The sequence below is a fragment of the Enterobacter sp. GER_MD16_1505_Eko_090 genome, from assembly GCF_003331015.1.
Classification (GTDB): Bacteria; Pseudomonadota; Gammaproteobacteria; order Enterobacterales; family Enterobacteriaceae; genus Enterobacter; species Enterobacter roggenkampii.
In genome coordinates this window covers 213800-232699 of record NZ_PUQF01000001.1, presented here as the reverse complement: position 1 = coordinate 232699, position 18900 = coordinate 213800, and the positions used below count along the sequence as shown (strand labels likewise).

The window sequence follows — 18900 nt, the reverse complement described above, 5'->3', positions numbered from 1 at the left end:
TTAATCGCGTCTGGGATATTTATCTTTTTCTGTTAATTATTCACAGAATAGCGCATTCGTTTTATCCGTAAACGTGCGCCGGGTTTATATTGCTTTACGTTCCGGGATGCCGGACAATGACATTTTTAACTGACGATTAACATTACGATGAAACACCCGCTAGAATCGCTGCTCACCGCAGGCGGCATTTTATTGCTGGCACTGCTTTCATGCCTGCTGCTCCCTGCGCCTTCGCTTGGGCTGGTACTGGCGCAGAAGCTGGTTCAGACCTTTCACATGGTCGATCTTAACCAGCTCTATACCATTCTGTTCTGCGTGTGGTTTTTACTGCTCGGGGCGATTGAATTCTTTGTGCTGCGTTTCGTCTGGCGACGCTGGTTTTCACTGGCGTCGTGAGCCCATAAAAAGGCCGGGTGGCGGCTACGCCTTACCCGGCCTACACGCGACAGGTTAATGTGTCTGGCTATGGTTCTCTTTACGGTACGCGCCAGGCGGCTGGTTGAACGTGCGGGTAAAGATGCGGGTAAACGTCTGCTGCGAGTCAAACCCGTAACGCAGGCAGATGTCGTACACCCGGGCGTCGGATTCACGCAGATCGCGCGCCGCCAGCAGCAGCTTGCGTTCACGGATATAGCGCCCCAGACTCTCCCCTTTGTACTGCATAAACAGCCGCTGCAGGTGCCACTTCGAGTAACCCGCGTGGCGGGCAATCTCTTCTATTCGTAATGGCTGGTGCAGATTGTCGTCGATCCATTCGACGATAGTGTCGATGACTTGAGCGGAAATGGTCATACTGCTGTCCCCCTCTGCTTCTCGCTTAAACATTATTCCCACCACGCACGAAAGGTTTGCGCGGTGTCGCTTACCCGGACGGGCTCGCCCAGTTCCGGCGTCAGCAACCGATAATTTTTATCCTGGCTGGCTTTTGCCAGCTGGATCAGCGGATCGTTCCAGGCGTGTTTCGCCAGCACGAAGCGTCCGTTATGCCCGGGCACCACGGCTTTCGCGTTCAGATCCGCCGAGGCCTGCGCCGTTTCCTCCGGCAGCATGTGGATGTACTTCCAGTCCTGGTCGTACTGGCCGTTTTCCATGATGGCGACGTCCACTTCGCCAAACTGTTCACCGATGGCCCTGAAGTGCGGGCCGTAACCGGAATCCCCGCTGTAGTAAACCTTCTGCTCTGGCGTGACGAACATGAAGCTGCCCCACAAGGTGCGATCGCGTTTGATGCCGCGGCCGGAGAAGTGACGCGCCGGCAGAACGTGCACCGTCAACGCATCGCTGATGCGCACCGACTGGTTCCAGTCGCATTCGTCAATAATCTCGGGCTTCATCCCCCAGTAACGCAGGTGGGAGCCGACGCCCAGCGGCGTCACCACCCGCTTCACCTTCGGCAGTAGCGCCCTGATGGTGGCGTAATCCAGATGATCGTAGTGATCGTGCGAGATAATCAGCAGGTCGATCGCCGGCATGATTTCAGCCCGCCACGGATACTCGCCGGCAAAGGCCTTATTGAGGAACGAAAACGGCGCGGCATAGTTGCCAAGAACCGGGTCAATCAGGATGCGTTTGCCCGCGAGTTGCAGATACCACGAGGAGTGACCAAGCCACACCAGGGTGTCCTGCTCCAGCGGCAGGCTCGCAAGATCGGTTTTCACCAGCGGCAGGGGCTGGGCCGGGCGAGCGTTTTCGGTTTTTTTGGTCAGAAACTCCCACATCGCGACCAGCATATTTTTGTCACCGTTATAACCCGGCGTCGGCAGCGTATTGTGGAATTTCCCCTCGCGATACTGTGGAGAGGCCTCCACTTCAGTAAGCCGTTCACCCTGCGGCGGCTGGCCGAATCCGGCATTCAGAACAAACGGTAAACTCGCGGCTGAAGCAATAATCATGATTAACACCACGCAGATGAAGAGAGGTTTTTTCATATCCTGACCCGAAAACGCGCCCCATCCGATAGCGTGCGCAGGGTAAACTTGATTATGAGTGAGTAAGCACTCATTATAGATATGATGATAAAGTCGTCAAGACGTTTTCGATCTTTGACATTCCGCGTTGCAGCGTGTCAAAGCACGTGTTTCAATCAGGGTTTTTATAATTGACAGGAGGAAAAATTTAGTGGCACGTCCGAAGAGTGAAGATAAAAAACAGGCCTTACTGGACGCCGCAACCACGGCGTTTGCACAGTCAGGTGTTGCCGCCTCAACGGCGCTCATTGCCCGTAAGGCGGGCGTCGCCGAAGGCACCCTGTTCCGCTACTTTGCTACGAAAGACGATCTGCTGAATGCCCTCTATCTGCACCTGAAGCAGGATCTCTGCCAGACCATGCTGGCGAACCTCGATCGCACCATCACGCTGCCCAAAGAACATACCCGCAATATCTGGAACAGCTATGTGGACTGGGGTATTCGTAACCCCGTTGCCCATGCGGCGATCCGCCAGATTGGCGTCAGTGAAAAGCTGAGCGCCGAAACGGAACAGGAGGTGAAAGAGATGTTCCCGGAGCTGCATGAGCTCTGCCGCCGCTCGGTGCGTCAGGTGTTTATGTCTGATGAATTTAAAACGTTTGGCGATGCGCTTTTCTTATCGCTGGCCGAAAGCACGATGGAATTTGCCACCCGCGATCCGTCCCGCGCCGTTGAGTTTAAAGCGCTCGGCTTTGAGGTAATGTGGCGCGGGCTTGCCCAGGAAGAGAGCGATGGACAGTAAAACGTTGCAGGAACACGCAAAACGCGTGGCGCTGGAACTGCCGTTCACCGAACACTGCTGGCCGTTTGGGCCGGAGTTTGACGTGTTTAAAGTGGGCGGGAAAATTTTCATGATTGTGGCCGTCGCGCACGGGCGGCCGCACGTTAGCCTGAAGTCAGACCCGGAAAAATCGCTGTTAAATCAGCAGATTTATCGCGGCGTTGAACCGGGCTATCACCTCAACAAAAAACACTGGATTTCCCTTTACGGTACGGACGACGTGACGCCGGAACTGGTTACCGATCTCATCAATGATTCCTGGCATCTGGTGGTGGATAAACTGCCGAAAAAAGACCAGAAGTGGATCCGGCCGGTCTGATTGTTCGTCTGAGACGAACAGATTAAGCGCTCGAATTGCCCTTATCTTTTTCCGCGTCCCGCTGTAATCTGCTCACCTTTCGCGCCCGCACGCGGGCGAATTTCATCATCAGGAGTTGTTATGGATATCATTTCTGTTGCGCTGAAACGCCACTCCACCAAGGCGTTCGACGCAAGCAAAAAACTGACCGCTGAAGAAGCGGAAAAAATCAAAACCCTGCTGCAGTACAGCCCGTCCAGCACCAACTCCCAGCCGTGGCACTTTATTGTCGCCAGCACCGAGGAAGGAAAAGCGCGCGTGGCGAAATCCGCGGCGGGCACCTATGTGTTCAACGAACGCAAAATGCTGGATGCTTCTCACGTGGTGGTGTTCTGCGCGAAAACCGCGATGGACGACGCCTGGCTGGAGCGCGTTGTCGATCAGGAAGAGGCCGATGGTCGCTTTAATACCCCGGAAGCGAAAGCGGCAAACCATAAGGGCCGCACCTACTTTGCCGACATGCACCGCGTGGATCTGAAAGATGACGACCAGTGGATGGCGAAGCAGGTTTACCTGAACGTCGGTAACTTCCTGCTGGGCGTGGCTGCGCTGGGCCTGGACGCGGTACCGATTGAAGGTTTCGACGCCGCGATCCTCGACGAAGAGTTTGGCCTGAAAGAGAAAGGCTTCACCAGCCTGGTGGTGGTGCCGGTTGGGCATCACAGCGTGGAAGATTTCAACGCCACGCTGCCGAAATCTCGCCTGCCGCTGAGCACGACTGTGACCGAGTGCTAAACAAAACGGGCCGCTCTGTGCGGCCCGTTACGCTTTACTGATGACTAACCTGCGATGTGGGTGCACATCACGATCGTGTCCCCAGGCAAACGCAATCCAGCGCTCTTCCAGCTCGGCATATGAGCTCACCGGCGTTAAGTGCCACTCTTCTCCTACCGTACCGTCAGCCACGCTTATCCGATAATTCATGCTGAACGCCCAGTCTATCATGCGTAACCAAAACCGCTGTCCGTCGCCGGTTTGTTCGCTGTCAGACACAACAATGTCGTATTCACTTAGCAGAGACGGCTCTTATTCCCTGAAAGCCCCTCGCAAAATTATTTCCCCTGCGCCGCCAGCCACGCCATCGCCCGCTCTCCCGCCTCATCCACCGGCAGATACACCAGCAGCCGCGATCCGTTTCGCGGCGCGGAATACCAGTACATCTGCTGCAGCGTAAAATCCCCCAGCTCGGGATGGGTAAACAGCTTGAGCTGGTTCTCCACGCCGCGCACGTCGTTGCGCTGGTGCCACAGGGTTTTAAACTCTTCGGACACCGCAAAGAAGCGCGCCAGCTTGGCCTCCCACAGCGGATCGCCCCGGTGTTCGGCCATCGCCGCGCGGAAATAGGAGACAAAGATGGGCAGCACGTCGTCGCGTCTGCCGAGCCGCGCGCGCCACGCCGGATGCGTGAGGAACAGATAAATACAGTTGCGATCTTCGGGAGGGATGTCATTGAAATCGACGCCCATCAGATGCCCGAAGCTGTCGTTCCACGCCACGATATCGAAGTTCGGTTTCTGAATGCTGGCGGGTTTCGGCATCAGCGTATCCAGCAGGCGGCGCGTGCCTTCGCTAATGCCCTCGCAGCAGACCGCCTGCGGCGCTTCACCCGGCGGTAAACCTGCTAACACAAACAGATGCCGGGCCTCGGTCGGGGTACATTGCAGCGCTTTTGCCACGGCCGCCATCACCGCGCTGGACGGATTGACGTCCCTGCCCTGCTCAAGCCAGGTGTACCAGGTGACGCCCACATCAGCGAGCATCGCCACCTCTTCCCGGCGCAGGCCCGGCGTGCGGCGGCGACCGCTGCGCGGCAAACCTAAGCGCTGCGGATCGAGACTTTCCCGCCGGGCGCGTAAAAATGCCCCGAGCTGTTTTCGGGTGTCATCCTGACGTGAAACGACCGGTTCAGACATCAGCGCCATAAATCCCCCTGCATGGTAGTGCCAGTACCAGTATAAGCAAGAACTGGTACCCGTTTATCTGATGGTAGATGCTACGACCATCTGTTGAATGACGCAATGGAGTTACCATGAATACGTCAGTTGTTTCACCGGGTCGCGCTGGCCTGATATTGCTGTTAACCGGCCAGATGCTGCCGATGATTGATACCTCAATCACCAACGTGGCGCTGGACGCCATCACCCATTCACTGCATGCGACCGCTACCGAACTGGAGCTGATCGTCGCCCTCTACGGCGTGGCCTTTGCCGTCTGCCTCGCGCTCGGCAGCAAGCTGGGAGATAACTTTGGCCGTCGTCGTCTGTTCATGTTGGGTGTGGCGAGCTTTGGCCTGGCCTCGCTGCTGTGCGGAATGGCGGGGAACATTGAACAGCTGCTCGCCGCGCGCATCGTTCAGGGCGCGGGGGCCGCACTGATCGTGCCGCAAATTCTTGCCACGCTGCACGTCACGCTGAAAGGCACCGCCCACGCCAAAGCCATCAGCCTGTTCGGCGGCATCGGCGGGATTGCGTTTATCGTGGGACAAATGGGCGGCGGCTGGCTGGTATCGGCGGATATCGCCGGGCTGGGCTGGCGTAACGCCTTCTTTATCAACGTGCCGATTTGTCTGGTGGTGCTGGCGCTGAGCCGCCGCTTCGTACCGGAAACCCGTCGCGAAACGCCATCACGCATCGACTGGCCGGGTACCGCGCTGCTGGCGGTCATGCTTTGCTGCCTGCTGTTCCCGATGGCGCTCGGCCCCCAGTGGAACTGGTCGTGGCCGCTGAAGACGATGCTGCTCGCCCTTGTCCCGCTGGCCTGGCTGATGGCGCTGAACGCGCGCAAAAAAGAGCGTGAGAATGCCCACCCGCTGATCCCGCCGCGCCTGCTTGCGCTTCGCAGCGTGCGCTTTGGTGTCCTGATTGCGATGCTCTTTTTCAGCGCCTGGTCCGGGTTTATGTTCTGTATGGCGCTGACCATGCAAACCGGTCTGGGGATGGCGCCGTGGCAGTCCGGGAACAGTTTTATCGCCCTTGGCGTGACCTACTTTGTTTCGGCCTGGTTCGCGCCGCGGCTGATTGCCCGCTACAGCACCAGCACAATCCTGCTGACGGGTCTGGCGATCCAGATTACCGGCCTGCTGGCGCTGATCGCCACGTTCCGCGTTTGGGGCATGGAGAATACCACCCTGACGCTGGCACCCGCGACCGGACTGGTGGGCTACGGGCAGGCGCTGATCGTGAACAGCTTCTATCGCATCGGGATGCGCGACATTCAGCCTGACGACGCGGGAGCCGCGAGCGCTATTTTAAGCACCCTGCAGCAGGCCGCACTGGGCCTTGGCCCGGCCATTTTTGGCGCCATTTTGCTGCACGCGCTTCAAAACCATCACGGGGATTACACCCAGGCGGTGAACGTCTTCCTGATGGTGGAAACGACCATGATGGTGGTACTTGCTCTGGCGACACTGCGTATCCGCCATAGCCTGTGCCTGCCGGTGGCGAAGATCTGTCAGGCCGCCAAATAAGTTCGTGAATTTGCATAATAGATCCGCAGCCGCCATTATGGGGCTGCAAAAATACAGGAGACGTTATGCAGGAATTGATTGCTCAGGTTGAAGAGTTAGGCATTGAAATTAATCACACCACCTCTTTAGTGATTATCTTTGGTATTATTTTTCTTACCGCCATCATCGTTCATTTTATTCTGCACAAAGGGGTACTTCGCGCATTCGAAAAGCGCGCGCAGGCCAGCAGCCATTTATGGCTGCAGATCATCACCCAGAATAAATTATTTCACCGTCTGGCCTTTACCCTTCAGGGGATAATCGTCAACGTCCAGGCGGTACTGTGGCTGCAAAAGGGCAGCGAAGCGGCGGAAATACTCACCACCTGCGCGAAGCTGTGGGTGATGGTCTATGCCCTGCTCTCCTTCTTCTCGCTGCTGGACGTGATTTTCAATCTGTCGCAGAAAATGGCCACCGCGTCGCAGCTGCCGCTGAAGGGGATTTTCCAGGGCATCAAGCTGGTGAGCGCCATTCTGGTGGGGATATTGATTATCTCCCTGCTGATTGGCCAGTCTCCGGCGATTCTGATCAGCGGTCTGGGCGCCATGGCCGCCGTGCTGATGCTGGTGTTTAAAGATCCGATACTTGGACTTGTAGCGGGTATCCAGCTTTCCGCCAACGATATGCTCAAGCTCGGCGACTGGCTGGAGATGCCGAAATACGGTGCCAACGGCACGGTGACGGATATCGGCCTGACCACCGTGAAAGTGCGCAATTTCGATAATACGATTACGACCATTCCGACGTGGGCGCTGGTCTCCGACGCCTTTATCAACTGGAGCGGCATGTCGGCCTCCGGCGGACGACGCATTAAGCGCAGCCTGAACATTGATACCACCAGCATTCATTTTCTCGACGAGCAGGAGCAGCAGAAACTCATTCAGGCGAAGCTGCTGAAGCCTTATTTGGCCGCACGCCATGAGGAAATTAGCCTGTGGAATCAGAAAAACGGTGAAGGGGAATCGGTATTAAACCTGCGCAAGATGACCAATATAGGCACCTTCCGCGCCTACCTGAACGAATATCTGCGCAACCACCCGCGCATTCGTAAAGATATGACGCTGATGGTGCGCCAGCTCGCGCCTGACGCCAACGGCCTGCCTATTGAAATATACGCCTTCACCAACACGGTGGTCTGGGCAGAATATGAGGAGATTCAGGCCGACATCTTCGACCATATTTTCGCGGTGGTGGATGAATTTGGTCTGCGCATTCACCAGTCGCCAACCGGGAACGATATTCGCTCCCTGGCTGGCGTCATCGCGCAATAATCAGGTGCTGGCGCGGGAAATAAAGCGCCAGTCCATCATCACCCTTTCCGTGGGCGCGGCCGGGTTGTCGATCTTATTTAAGAGCAGATCGACCGCCTTGCGCCCGATATCCCGCGACGGCTGTTCGATGGTGGTGAGCGAAATCATGTCCGCCAGCTCCGTACCGTCAAAGCCGACCACGGCAATATCCTCTGGCACCCGAAGACCTGCCTGCTGAATGGCGCGCAGCGCGCCCGCCGCCAGCGTATCGGAAACGGCAAATAGCGCATCCGGCGGATTATTTTTTAACAGGTTTTGCATCGCCGCCATGCCCGCCCCGGAGCTGAGATCGCTGGCATACTCCACCGCCTGATAGTCCAGATCCCGCAGGTGGATCACGCTCTTGTAGCCGCGTTCGCGCAGGCGGGCATATTTGTAGCTGAGATCGTGGTTGATCATCGCGATACGCTTGCGGCCGCCGTCGGCCAGCTGGCTGACGGCATGCTGTGAAGCGTCCACATCATTGATGCCGACGCAGGAGACCGCGCCCGCATCGGCATATTCGGCGCACTGCACCCACGGTGCAGAACCAATCAGCGCGGCAAGTTCCGGCAGCTTCGAGAAGGCGTCCATGGTGATAATGCCGTCGACGATTTTGCCGGAGAGCAGGCTTAAGCCCGAGCGGGAGCGCTCGATGTCCGAGCCGGAGTTGCACAGCAGAATGCGGTAGCCGTTTTTCTCCGCCTCGGCTTCGATGCCCTTCACCACTTCGGCGCAGAACGGGTTGGCAATGTTGGACACCATCACCAGGATCATATAGCTGCGAGCGGTGCGCAGCTGACGGGCGAGCAGGTTTGGCTGGTAGTTGCTCTCCTGAATCGCCCGCAGAACGCGCTCGCGATTTTTCGCCTTCACGGTGTCGCTGTTATTCAGCACGCGGGAGACCGTCGCCACGGAGACCCCGGCCAGCTGAGCGATTTTCTGAATTGACATAGCGACGACACATCCTGCGGTTAGCGTTTTGTGCAGGCTACCATAAATTTATTGCCCGGCGAACCGGGCAACGCGTTATTGTTCCACGCGCACCCAGCGCTGCTGCTGATGGCTTTTCACAATGGCATCAATGATATACATCACGTTTGCGCCATCGTGAAACGTCGCAAACTGCGGCGTCTCCGGCATCGCGCCCGCCTGCACGGCGCGGTAGAACTGCGCCATCATATTTTTGAAGGCGTCCGGCCAGCCTTCGATATGTCCGCCGGGGAAGTGGGCGCTGTCGGCCACGTCAGGGTTCATCAGCCCCGGATCGTCGGTGAGCGTCTGGTTGGCCTGCGCGCGATGGCCGATCCACAGCTGCTGCGGCACCTCCTGGTCCCACGCCAGCGAGCGCTCGCTGCCGTTGATCTCAAACGTCAGGCGGTTTTTACGCCCGGCGCTCACCTGCGAGATGCTAAAGCAGCCCTTGCTGCCGTCGTCAAAGCGGAACAGCACCGAGCCGAAGTCTTCGGTCGTGACCGGTTTGTCTACATACTCCGCCCGCTCGTCGTGGGAGAAGGTTTGATTCCCGACCTTGCTGGCCCTGCGCGTCGGCCAGACGATGGATAAATCAGCCATCACCTCGGTAATGCGCCGCCCGGTGACAAACTGCACCGTGTCGCACCAGTGGGAGCCGATGTCCGCCACCGCGCGCGATGCGCCGCCCAGCGCGGCATCTACCCGCCAGTTATAGTCGGTTTCCAGCAGCATCCAGTCCTGCAGATAGCTGCCGTGCGAGGCAAACAGCCGCCCGACGCTGCCCGCACGCATCATGCTCGCCGCCTGACGCACCATCGCAAACTGGCGATAGACAAAGCTCACGCCATGCACCACGCCCGTCTGCTCCGCCAGCGCCACCAGCTCGCGCGCCTCGTCCGGCGTCATGCACAGCGGCTTTTCGGAAAACACGTGCTTGCCCGCGCGCAGGATCTGGCGGTTAATCTCCGCGTGCAGGTGGTTCGGCGTGCAGTTGTGCACCGCATGCAGATTGGGGTGCGCGAGCAGTTCTTCCACGCTGGCGTAAGCATGCGGGACATTTAGCAGGCGCGCCTTTTCCTGCGCCTTAACGAGCGAGCCGTCGCACAGCGCGACCACCTGAACAAACCCAAGGCGCCTGAGCGCCTCGATATGTGCCGGGCCAATAAACCCGCTGCCGACGATCCCGACGTTAATCATGGCTGCCCCCTGCGGCGAAATCGTCAAACGCGCGCCCGGCAACCGGAATGATGTGGCGGCGGATAAATTCGCTGCCTTCACTCGCCCCGGTATCGCCATCCTTCAGGCAGCACTCCCACTCCAGCACCGCCCAGCCGTCGTAGTCGTACTGGGTCAGCTTGCTGAAGATGCCCTTAAAATCGATTTGCCCGTCACCGGGCGAGCGAAAGCGTCCGGCGCGGTTGATCCACGGCTGGTAGCCGCCGTAGACGCCGCTGCGCCCGCTGGGGCGGAACTCCGCATCCTTGACGTGGAACGCTTTAATGCGCGCGTGGAAGATATCGATAAAGGCCAGATAGTCCATCTGCTGAAGCAGCATATGGCTCGGGTCGTAGAGAATGTTGCAGCGCGGATGGTTATCCACCAGCGCCAGAAAACGCTCGAAGGTCACGCCGTCGTGCAGATCTTCCCCGGGATGCAGCTCAAAGCAGACGTCCACCCCCTGCTCGTCGAAGGTATCCAGAATCGGCCGCCAGCGGTTTGCCAGCTCCCCGAACGCTTCCTGAAAACGCTGTTCGTTATGCGGCGGCCACGGGTAGAAAAACGGCCAGGCCAGCGAGCCGGAGAAGGTGGCGTGCGCTTTCAGGCCTAATCTGGCCGAGGCGACCGCCGCCTGTTTCAGCTTCTCCGTGGCCCACGCCCGGCGCGCCGCATCGTTACCGCGCACGGAAGCGGGCGCAAAGTGATCAAACGCGGCGCTGTAAACCGGATTCACCGCCACGAGCTGCCCTTCCAGATGGGTCGACAGTTCGCTGATAACCAGCCCGTGCGCGGCCAGCTTAGCGGCGATGTCGTCGCAGTAGGTCTTGCTCTCCGCCGCTTTCTCGACGTCAAAGATGTGCGGATGGTTGCAGGGGATCTGTACCGCCTTATAACCTTTACCTGCCGCCCATTCAGCCAGCCCGTCGAGCGAATTAAACGGCGCTTCTGCGCCAATAAACTGCGACAGAAAAATGCCGGGTCCTTTCATCGTCCTCATACCACCTCCTGAACGTTACGCCTTGTCATCGTCATACTTAAACGTGAGAAGGAAAATCAGCGCGATCGCCGCGGCAGCCACCGCCGGGATCCACCAGAATGTCACCCACGCCTGCGGCACGGTCTGCCCGGCCACCAGGCGGTTATAGAGCGCGCCGGAAATCTGCGAGCCGAGCAGCATGCCGATGCCGTAGGTGAACATGACGATCATGCTCTGGGCCTGGCCTTTCACCTTCTCGCCCGCCACGCGGTCGGTGTAGATAAAGCCGACGACAAAGAAGAAATCGTAGCAGACGCCGTGGAGCAGGATGCCGAGATACAGCAGAATGCGCCCCTCCTCGCTGACGCCCAGCGCGAACATGGCGTAACGGACAAACCACGCCAGCATGCCGATCAGCAGCATGACCTTCACGCCCAGACGGCGGAACAGCAGCGGAATAACCAGCATGAAGACGATCTCGGACATCTGCCCGAAGGACATGGCGGTGCTGACGTCGGCAATTCCCGCATCCGCCAGATACGAGGCGGTGTAGGCGTAATAGGTGCCGAGCGGGACGGAGATCAGCATCGCGCAGACGGAGAAGACGAAAAAGTGGCGGGTTTTGAGCAGCGCAAAGGCATCCGCGCAGAAAAGATCGCGCACCTTCACCGGCAGGCCTTTCGCCGGAGCAGGCGTATGCGGCAGCGTCAGGCTGTAAAGCGCCAGCAGCACGGAGCTGGCCGCCGCCACCTGAAAGATGGTAACGCTGGACGCCACGCCGGTGACGCCGATGAAAATGCCCGCCACGATCCAGCCGATGGTGCCGAACACGCGCACCACCGGGAAGGTTTTATCCACGTTTGCCAGGCTGTGAAACGCGATATTGTTGGTCAGCGCCAGCGTCGGCATGTAGCAGAGCGTGTAGCCAAACAGCAGGCCAATCAGCAGCGCGCCGTTCTCGGCAATCAGCGCCCCCGGCACGAACCAGAGGATCGCCGCGCCCGCCAGGTGCATCACCGCCATCACCTTCTGCGAGGCGAAGAAGCGGTCCACCAGCATGCCGAGCACGAACGGCGAGAGAATGGAGGCGATAGGCCCGGCGGAGAACGCATCGCCAATCAGCAGAGACATGTTGTGCTGGGTCATCACCAGGCCGAGCGTAACCGACCAGCTACCCCAGATAAAAAACTGCAGAAACATCATCAGCGACAGCCGCGGCACCAGCAGCCGATGCTGCGCTATCGTCTTTTCACTACTTTCAGTTGACACCATAATAAGCCTCACCCGGAAAAAGTAATCGATTACAAAATGATTCAAATGAAAAGTAATCGATTACAAAATAAAGATCCTGTGGATCGAAACAGATTTGGGAGGGGGGTCACGATAAAGATGAAGCAGTGTTTTGTAGGCCCGGTAAGCGCAGCGCCACCGGGCGTGAAGGCAGGTGCGGTCTGGTTTGGTGCGGTCTGTTGCCCTCACTCCGGCCCTCTCCCACAGGGAGAGGGAGAAAAACGGGCTACTTTTTACGTGAGAGCTTAAATGCGATAAACAGGAACATCACCCACACCGGCAGCAGCATCGCCGAGAGGCGCATCTCATCCATGGTGCACATCAGCACCAGAATCAGCCCCAGGAACGCGATACAGAGGTAGTTCCCCGCCGGGTAAAGCAGCGCTTTGAACTGCGTTTCGCGCCCCTTGCGGCGCATCGCCGCGCGGAATCGCAGGTGCGCGAGGCAGATCATGATCCAGTTCAGCAGCAGCGTAGCGACAACCAGCGCCATCAGCAGGCCGAAGGCCTCTTTCGGCAGCAGATAGTTGATCAGCACCACCAGCGAGGTAATCGCCCCGGAAAGGAACAGCGAGTTCACCGGCACGCCGCGACGGCTGACGCGGGTGAGGAATTTCGGCGCGTTACCCTGCACGGAGAGACCAAACAGCATGCGGCTGTTGGAGTAAACGCCGCTGTTATAGACCGACAGCGACGCCACCAGAATGACGAAGTTCAGCGCAGAAGCCACCACGTTGCTGTTCAGATCGTGGAAAATCATCACGAACGGGCTGCTGTCGGATTTCACTTCTACCCACGGGTAGAGCGCCAGCAGCACCACCAGCGAGCCGATGTAGAACAGCAGGATACGGTACACCACCTGGTTAACCGCTTTCGGAATGCTTTTGTGCGGGTCATGCGCTTCCGCGGCGGTGATGCCAATCAGCTCCAGCCCGCCGAAGGAGAACATGATCACCGCCAGCGAGAGGATCAGCCCTTTCCAGCCGGTCGCCAGGAAGCCGCCGTGCTGCCAGAGGTTATCGATCGTGGCGCGCTCGCCGCCGTGACCAGAGAACAGCAGCCACAGGCCGAAGCCGATCATGCCGATAATCGCCAGCACCTTGATCAGCGCAAACCAGAACTCGGTTTCGCCATACAGGCGGACGTTGACGAGGTTAACGGCGTTAATGATGATGAAGAAGGCCGCCGCCCAGATCCACGTCGGGACATCCGGCAGCCAGTACTGCATATAGATGCCTGCGGCGGTCAGCTCCGCCATCCCGACCAGCACGAACATCACCCAGTAGTTCCAGCCGGAGAGGAAGCCTGCGAACGGACCCCAGTATTTATAGGCAAAATGCGCGAAGGAGCCTGACACCGGCTCTTCAACGACCATCTCGCCAAGCTGGCGCATGATCAGGAAGGCGATAATCCCGGCGATACCGTAACCCAGCAGCACCGCCGGACCGGCCATCTGAATAGCGGGGCCGATGCCGAGAAAGAGCCCGGTACCGATTGCGCCGCCAAGGGCAATTAACTGAATATGTCGATTTTGCAAACCACGTTGCAGCGTCGGATTCTGATCCGACGAGGCTTCAGCGCTACCATGGCCTGAAGCGGATGACGCGTCTTTCACGTCCTACCCCTGTCTCTTTTTTAGAAGGGGCACGTTTTAACACTTCATGCTGGCGGTAGCAAGTTTAACGCCGGGGGCACGGCATGCCCCCGGCGATGCAAGGTTATGAGCCGATGATCCCGCCGTCCGCTTTGACGATGACCACCGTTGAGGAACGCGGGCGTCCGTTCGGATTCGCGTCTGGCCAGTTGGAAACAGCGCGAGGGTTAGCAGGGTCGGTGATATCATCCCCGCCCTCCCCCGGATGCTGAATGTTGATGAACAGCGTCCGGTTATCCGGCGTAAACGCAATCCCGGTGATTTCACACCCGCGCGGTCCGGTCAGGAAACGACGGTACTCGTTGGTGCCCGGAATGGTGGCCACCATCTGGTTATTGCCCATCCCCTCGTAGGCTTTCTTATTGATGGTGCTGGAAGAGACGTCGGTCTGGATCCACAGCACGCCCTGATGATCGAACGACAGGCCATCGGGGCTGCCGAAGGCCGCCCCCTGCATGGAACCTTTAGCCTTCGGATCGTCGCTGTCGGTCCGCCCGCCCATCACCAGAATATCCCACTTAAAGCGAGCGGCAGCAGGATCGGCCCCCTCTTCGTGCCAGTGCATAATATGACCAAACACGTTATTAGCGCGCGGGTTGGCGGCATCAACCGGTGCCTTACCCTCCTTCCCGCGATCGCTGTTGTTGGTGAGCGTACAGTAGACGCTGCCGCTGGCGTGCGGGTCGACCGCTATCCACTCGGGGCGATCCATCTTCGTTGCCCCCACCGCGTCTGCCGCCAGGCGGGTTTTAATCAGCAGATCGCCCTGGTTTTCAAACCCGTTGCTCTTATCCAGACCCTTTTGCCCGAAGATCAGCGGCAGCCAGTCGCCGCTCCCGTCTTCGTTGAAGCGGGCAACGTACAGCGTGCCGGACGTCAGCAGCTGCATATTGGCTTCACGGTTCGCGGGATCGTATTTTTTGTCCGAGACAAACTTATAGATGTACTCGAACTTCTGGTCGTCCCCCATATAGACCACCACGCGGTTATCGGCGGCAAGCGTGACGGCCGCCCCCTCATGCTTGAAGCGGCCCAGGGCGGTGTGCTTGCGCGGCGTGGAGGTCGGGTTGTAGGGATCGATCTCCACGACCCAGCCGAAGCGGTTAGGTTCGTTAGGGGTTTTATCAACGCTGAACCGCTCGTCCACCTCGTTCCAGCGGTAGGATTCATCGCTGTCGCTGATCCCGTAGCGTTTTTCCAGCGGGTTGAGATCGGTTTTTTTGACAAAAATATCCGACCAGTTCTCCTCGCAGGTGAGATAGGTGCCCCATGGCGTATGGCCGTTGGCGCAGTTCTGCATGGTGCCCAGCACGCGCTCCCCCTGCGGGTCGGCGGCGGTTTTCATTAAGTCCTGACGCCGCGCCGGGCCGGTAAGCTGCATCGGCGTATTGACGGTGATGCGGCGGGCATATGAAGACGGGCGTACCACCTGCCAGTCGCTGCCCGATTTTTTCACTTCCACCACCGACACGCCCATCGCGTTCTGCCCCTTGCGGGCCTTGTCGAGGCTCCAGTTCGCCGTACCGTCGGTAAACAGCATCCCGTTGTCGATGTATTCATGGTTCATTGCCAGCAGGCCATGCTCCGGGTTTTGCTCCCCCTGCGGCAGGCTAAACCACGCCATGCCGTCATGATGCATGCCCGCCTGCGCAGCCTGTTCGTCCGCGGTGTTGCTGGCATCCGGCTTAAAGGCCGGCATGTTGTTTTTGAGCCCCGTCGGATCCCCCCAGCGATAAAACGGGCGGGCGATATAGCCTTCCGGCACCCTCACCGTATCTTCCGTGGAGACGTCGATGCTGGTAAAGCCCAGGGAAACCGCTTTTGCCAGCGCGGAAGGCTTCGATACCGCGGCAATGGCGTTCTCAGGTTTGATCAGAAAGGGGAATGAAACGGCAGCGCCCGCCACGGCGCCCATCTGGAGAAAACGACGGCGGGAGAGGAACACCTCTGCAACCTCGGAGAATACCGGGTTCGCGCTGCGGTTAGCGATGTCGTCGCGATGTTCTTTTTTAAAAACGGATTTGAGGGGTCTGCCCATAGCGGCTTCCTGTCATTGGCCAAGAGGTAAGGAGTCGGCGACCAGTCTAAGAAGCTTTTATTACAATTTTATAACACAATGACGGAGGTATGGGACGTCCCTGTCCCGGATAACGAGGTGGAACGATTAGAACTCGTAGCCAACCGAGACCTTAAAGGTACGCGGCTCGCCCTGCGTGATGTAGGTACCGGAATCGTCCACGCTGGCCCAGTAGTTCTCATTGGTCACGTTGTCGATGCCCGCGCGCACCGTCATCTGGTTTGCATTGTGGTTCACCGCGAAGCGATAGCGCATCCCCAGATCCAGCGTGGTGTAGCTGTCGATCTTTTTGGTGTTGGCAAGATCGGCGTACTGCGCGCCAGAGTGGTTGACGCGGGCGGTCGCCGTCAGGCCATCAATCGGCTTGATGTCATACTCTGCCCCCAGCACGGCGTAGAAGTTCGGGACACCAATGGCATCGTTGCCCTGATTTACGCCGTTTTTGGTTTTGGTCAGCTCCGCCTGCAGCCAGGTGGCGCTGGCGTTGAGGCGCATCCCGAGCATCGGCTCGCCGAAGACGTTTAGCTCCACGCCGCGGTTACGCTGCTCGGCATCCAGGCCATAGTGATTGTTGCTGTCGAGGATCGCCGACGGCATCTTGATTTCAAACAGCGCAAGCGATCCGCCCACGCGGCCAAAGTCCGCCTTCACGCCCACTTCGTTCTGCTTAGAGTGAACGATACCGGTGCTCTGGCCGTAGTTGGTGGCGGTGTTAGGCGCGGTTTTGCCCGGCTGCAGCGCTTCGGTGTGGTTGGCGTAAAGGGAAATTTCTTCCCACGGTTTGTAAACCACGCCGTAGGTTGGCATCCAGCGGCTGCCGTCGAAGCCGTCTGCCGCGTTTTCCGCACCGGTAATTTTGTTATACCCGCGAATGACCACCTTCTGATGGCGCGCGCCAGCGGTGAACAGCAGTTTGTCGTCCAGCACGCCCAGGGTATCGCTCAACAGCCAGCCCTGGGTGCGGGTGCGCCCGCTGGTCAGCGGATCGCTGTACTTCCCGCCTGAGCCGTTGAGGTTGGTGCTGTCCGGCATATCCACGCCGGTGTTGTGGTAGATGTTGGTGGTCGGGTTATCCTTCGTCGCCGACATTTTCCACGCGATCTTTTCATTTTTGGTCATCGCAGAATAGCCAACGTTGACCTTGTGCGAGACGAAGCCGGTATTGAAATTACCGCGAATGCCCGCCATGCCGCTGACGGAATCGCTGATGCGGTTGGTATCCAGTCGGCTGACCGTTGCGTTACCGCTTTTATCCAGCAGCTTCGGCGCGCTGTAGATCCCTTCTTCGTGCGCGTGCTGCGCGCCCAGGCCGGTATAGGCCGTCCAGCTATCGGTGATGTCGTACTCGCTGCGCCACATCCCAAATTCGTTTTCGATGTTGCTGTAGGCCCACTTCTGCGAGAAGTTACGATCGTTCTTCGGCGGCTCGGGCACGAAATCCACCGCCGAGATGTTGACGCTGGTCGGGCTGCCGTGGAAGGTTTTTTTCTGATAGCCCAGATCCAGCGAGGTGCGGAAGCGGTCGCCTTTGTAATCCAGACCGGTGGAGAGCAGCGTGGTGCGGCGGCGGTCGTTCGGTATGCCGGTTTCCCCTTCGCGGTGGACCAGGTTCACCCGCGCGCCAAACTGGTCGCTGTCGCCGTAGCGACGGCCCGCATCCAGCGTGGTGCCAATCTGAGAATCGGAGGTGTAGTCCAGGCCCACTTTCGCCTGCGGGAGTTCGCCCGCGTGTTTTGGCTCAAGGTTGATCATCCCGCCCACGCCCGAGCTCGCCGCGCCGTTCATCAGGGCGTTTGCCCCTTTGAAGATCTCAATGCGCTCAACCATCTGCGTATCCACCACCTGACGCGGCAGCACGCCGGACAGACCGCCAAAAGTCATGTCGTCACCGTCGAACTTCAGGCCACGGATGCGGTAGGTCTCCGCGCTGTTGCCGTACCCCTGAACGAACTGTACGCCCGCGTCGTTGGCGACCACATCAGCAATGGTTTTCGCCTGCTGATCTTCCACCAGCTTCGAGGTATAGCTGATGATGTTAAACGGCACGTCCATGGCGTTCTGCTGACCGAGCATCCCCATACGCCCGCCGTTCGCCACCTGTCCGTCAAGGAAGGCCGGTACCAGCTGGTCGCCACCGGGTTTGAAATCGCTGACCGGTGCAGAGTGCACAACGAGGGTATCTTCTTTTTGATCGTCCGCCGCGAAGGCGGAATGCGTTACCGCGCCAACGGCGAGCGCCAGCAGCGTTTTGTGTATTCTGGTGTTGTTCATCGTTAACTCATTTGAAAGTGCGCGCAAAAATAGCCCGTTGTCAGGCCTTAGAATGTATTGATAGCAATGCAAATGAGAACTATACGCATTATCCATGCGTTAGCAAGCGTAACCGCGAACAACAGGAAGAGGTGGGGAGACAGGATGAGGAACAACCACCCCAAAATGGGGTGGCTGCAGTAACGTTATTTTTTCTTGTAGATATTAGCCGTACCGTGAATTTTATTGTTGGTGTTACCTGAGGTGAGCACCAGAACATCCGCGCCTTGCTTATCGGCTTTCTCAATCAGTTCTTTTTTTGCATCATCAACCGATACTTCATTTGAGGTGCTTACCGTACCGATTTTTTGATACTGAGACTCGACTTTCTTGAACTCATTTTTAGTCAGCAGTTGGGCAGCAAAAGCATTGGTCGTAAACAGTAACGCCGTTCCCAACAAAATAGCAGTCGTCTTTTTCATAACCTTTTTCCTTGAGATTAATCAGCAACTACGAAAAACCTCACGCATGATGGTGAGGTTTTATGAGCATGGTAGAGA

Annotated in this window: 18 protein-coding genes; 6 read left to right on the top strand and 12 right to left on the bottom strand. The window is 58.2% G+C overall.

Features of this window, described 5'->3' with window-relative positions; genetic code table 11:
• Nucleotides 1-147: 147 nt before the first annotated feature.
• Complete coding sequence (locus C6A40_RS01115; RefSeq protein ID WP_013097677.1) at nucleotides 148-396, top strand: DUF1158 domain-containing protein; 249 nt, start codon at nucleotides 148-150, stop codon at nucleotides 394-396.
• Nucleotides 397-450: 54 nt separating this feature from the next.
• On the opposite strand, the gene C6A40_RS01110 is transcribed toward C6A40_RS01115, so the two are convergent.
• Entirely contained in the window at nucleotides 451-792 is a 342-nt protein-coding gene (locus tag C6A40_RS01110; RefSeq protein ID WP_010428317.1) for a RamA family antibiotic efflux transcriptional regulator, read from the bottom strand.
• 32 nt (nucleotides 793-824) lie between these two features.
• Complete coding sequence (locus C6A40_RS01105; protein ID WP_045335432.1) at nucleotides 825-1928, bottom strand: MBL fold metallo-hydrolase; 1104 nt, start codon at nucleotides 1926-1928, stop codon at nucleotides 825-827.
• Nucleotides 1929-2118: 190 nt separating this feature from the next.
• Between C6A40_RS01105 and C6A40_RS01100 the strand changes: the two genes are divergently transcribed.
• The 3 genes from C6A40_RS01100 (at nucleotide 2119) to nfsB (ending at nucleotide 3841) form a co-directional block, all read left to right on the top strand.
• A complete protein-coding gene (locus tag C6A40_RS01100; protein ID WP_045335431.1) occupies nucleotides 2119-2709 on the top strand; it encodes a TetR/AcrR family transcriptional regulator in 591 nt (196 codons plus the stop codon).
• On the top strand, nucleotides 2699-3067 hold the full coding sequence (locus C6A40_RS01095) for an MmcQ/YjbR family DNA-binding protein (RefSeq protein WP_023293103.1): 369 nt from the start codon (nucleotides 2699-2701) through the stop codon (nucleotides 3065-3067). Before C6A40_RS01100 ends, C6A40_RS01095 begins: the two co-directional genes overlap by 11 nt.
• Before the next feature lie 120 nt (nucleotides 3068-3187).
• On the top strand, nucleotides 3188-3841 hold the full coding sequence (nfsB, locus tag C6A40_RS01090) for an oxygen-insensitive NAD(P)H nitroreductase (protein ID WP_008499385.1): 654 nt from the start codon (nucleotides 3188-3190) through the stop codon (nucleotides 3839-3841).
• Nucleotides 3842-3868: 27 nt separating this feature from the next.
• Here the strand turns inward: nfsB and C6A40_RS25190 are convergent, their stop codons facing one another.
• Nucleotides 3869-4030 carry a hypothetical protein gene (locus C6A40_RS25190; protein WP_223861895.1) on the bottom strand — a complete coding sequence of 54 codons (162 nt, stop codon included), beginning with the start codon at nucleotides 4028-4030 and terminating at the stop codon, nucleotides 3869-3871.
• A 128-nt stretch (nucleotides 4031-4158) separates the two neighbouring features.
• Nucleotides 4159-5028, bottom strand: coding sequence for a helix-turn-helix transcriptional regulator (locus C6A40_RS01080; protein WP_008499383.1), 870 nt, complete (start codon nucleotides 5026-5028; stop codon nucleotides 4159-4161).
• A gap of 107 nt (nucleotides 5029-5135) precedes the next feature.
• Here C6A40_RS01080 and C6A40_RS01075 point away from each other — a divergent pair, with 107 nt between their 5' ends.
• Both C6A40_RS01075 and C6A40_RS01070 read left to right on the top strand, forming a co-directional pair.
• Nucleotides 5136-6572 carry an MFS transporter gene (locus C6A40_RS01075; RefSeq protein WP_045335430.1) on the top strand — a complete coding sequence of 479 codons (1437 nt, stop codon included), beginning with the start codon at nucleotides 5136-5138 and terminating at the stop codon, nucleotides 6570-6572.
• 65 nt (nucleotides 6573-6637) lie between these two features.
• A complete protein-coding gene (locus C6A40_RS01070) occupies nucleotides 6638-7882 on the top strand; it encodes a mechanosensitive ion channel family protein (RefSeq protein WP_021241588.1) in 1245 nt (414 codons plus the stop codon).
• Here C6A40_RS01070 and C6A40_RS01065 read toward each other — a convergent pair whose 3' ends face one another.
• The 8 genes from C6A40_RS01065 to yahO form a co-directional block, all read right to left on the bottom strand.
• Nucleotides 7883-8854 carry a LacI family DNA-binding transcriptional regulator gene (locus tag C6A40_RS01065; RefSeq protein WP_045335429.1) on the bottom strand — a complete coding sequence of 324 codons (972 nt, stop codon included), beginning with the start codon at nucleotides 8852-8854 and terminating at the stop codon, nucleotides 7883-7885. It lies immediately after the preceding gene.
• Between the two features lie 75 nt (nucleotides 8855-8929).
• Nucleotides 8930-10072 (bottom strand): Gfo/Idh/MocA family protein, encoded by a 1143-nt coding sequence (locus tag C6A40_RS01060; RefSeq protein WP_045335428.1) that lies wholly within the window; start codon nucleotides 10070-10072, stop codon nucleotides 8930-8932.
• Nucleotides 10065-11090 (bottom strand): sugar phosphate isomerase/epimerase family protein, encoded by a 1026-nt coding sequence (locus C6A40_RS01055; protein ID WP_045335427.1) that lies wholly within the window; start codon nucleotides 11088-11090, stop codon nucleotides 10065-10067. Before C6A40_RS01055 ends, C6A40_RS01060 begins: the two co-directional genes overlap by 8 nt.
• 15 nt (nucleotides 11091-11105) lie before the next feature.
• The gene (locus C6A40_RS01050) at nucleotides 11106-12341 is read right to left on the bottom strand and encodes an MFS transporter (protein WP_021241592.1); all 1236 of its coding nucleotides are present in this window, start codon (nucleotides 12339-12341) and stop codon (nucleotides 11106-11108) included.
• Between the two features lie 244 nt (nucleotides 12342-12585).
• Nucleotides 12586-13974, bottom strand: a complete 1389-nt coding sequence (gene pheP, locus C6A40_RS01045; protein WP_045335426.1) for a phenylalanine transporter — start codon at nucleotides 13972-13974, stop codon at nucleotides 12586-12588.
• A gap of 103 nt (nucleotides 13975-14077) precedes the next feature.
• The gene (locus tag C6A40_RS01040; protein ID WP_045335425.1) at nucleotides 14078-16051 is read right to left on the bottom strand and encodes a PhoX family protein; all 1974 of its coding nucleotides are present in this window, start codon (nucleotides 16049-16051) and stop codon (nucleotides 14078-14080) included.
• A 126-nt stretch (nucleotides 16052-16177) separates the two neighbouring features.
• A complete protein-coding gene (locus C6A40_RS01035; protein ID WP_045335424.1) occupies nucleotides 16178-18361 on the bottom strand; it encodes a TonB-dependent receptor in 2184 nt (727 codons plus the stop codon).
• 185 nt (nucleotides 18362-18546) lie between these two features.
• Entirely contained in the window at nucleotides 18547-18822 is a 276-nt protein-coding gene (yahO, locus tag C6A40_RS01030; RefSeq protein ID WP_021241596.1) for a DUF1471 family periplasmic protein YahO, read from the bottom strand.
• Nucleotides 18823-18900: the final 78 nt, after the last annotated feature.

What these genes read in the sequence shown, in the direction of transcription:
- C6A40_RS01080 (WP_008499383.1), bottom strand. Translation starts at nt 5,028, where the DNA reads ATGGCGCTGATGTCTGAACCGGTCGTTTCACGTCAGGATGACACCCGA.
- C6A40_RS01110 (WP_010428317.1), bottom strand. Translation starts at nt 792, where the DNA reads ATGACCATTTCCGCTCAAGTCATCGACACTATCGTCGAATGGATCGAC.
- C6A40_RS25190 (WP_223861895.1), bottom strand. Translation starts at nt 4,030, where the DNA reads ATGAATTATCGGATAAGCGTGGCTGACGGTACGGTAGGAGAAGAGTGG.
- C6A40_RS01075 (WP_045335430.1), top strand. Translation starts at nt 5,136, where the DNA reads ATGAATACGTCAGTTGTTTCACCGGGTCGCGCTGGCCTGATATTGCTG.
- C6A40_RS01050 (WP_021241592.1), bottom strand. Translation starts at nt 12,341, where the DNA reads ATGGTGTCAACTGAAAGTAGTGAAAAGACGATAGCGCAGCATCGGCTG.
- C6A40_RS01035 (WP_045335424.1), bottom strand. Translation starts at nt 18,361, where the DNA reads ATGAACAACACCAGAATACACAAAACGCTGCTGGCGCTCGCCGTTGGC.
- C6A40_RS01105 (WP_045335432.1), bottom strand. Translation starts at nt 1,928, where the DNA reads ATGAAAAAACCTCTCTTCATCTGCGTGGTGTTAATCATGATTATTGCT.
- C6A40_RS01065 (WP_045335429.1), bottom strand. Translation starts at nt 8,854, where the DNA reads ATGTCAATTCAGAAAATCGCTCAGCTGGCCGGGGTCTCCGTGGCGACG.
- C6A40_RS01040 (WP_045335425.1), bottom strand. Translation starts at nt 16,051, where the DNA reads ATGGGCAGACCCCTCAAATCCGTTTTTAAAAAAGAACATCGCGACGAC.
- C6A40_RS01060 (WP_045335428.1), bottom strand. Translation starts at nt 10,072, where the DNA reads ATGATTAACGTCGGGATCGTCGGCAGCGGGTTTATTGGCCCGGCACAT.
- C6A40_RS01115 (WP_013097677.1), top strand. Translation starts at nt 148, where the DNA reads ATGAAACACCCGCTAGAATCGCTGCTCACCGCAGGCGGCATTTTATTG.
- C6A40_RS01070 (WP_021241588.1), top strand. Translation starts at nt 6,638, where the DNA reads ATGCAGGAATTGATTGCTCAGGTTGAAGAGTTAGGCATTGAAATTAAT.
- yahO (WP_021241596.1), bottom strand. Translation starts at nt 18,822, where the DNA reads ATGAAAAAGACGACTGCTATTTTGTTGGGAACGGCGTTACTGTTTACG.
- C6A40_RS01055 (WP_045335427.1), bottom strand. Translation starts at nt 11,090, where the DNA reads ATGAGGACGATGAAAGGACCCGGCATTTTTCTGTCGCAGTTTATTGGC.
- C6A40_RS01095 (WP_023293103.1), top strand. Translation starts at nt 2,699, where the DNA reads ATGGACAGTAAAACGTTGCAGGAACACGCAAAACGCGTGGCGCTGGAA.
- nfsB (WP_008499385.1), top strand. Translation starts at nt 3,188, where the DNA reads ATGGATATCATTTCTGTTGCGCTGAAACGCCACTCCACCAAGGCGTTC.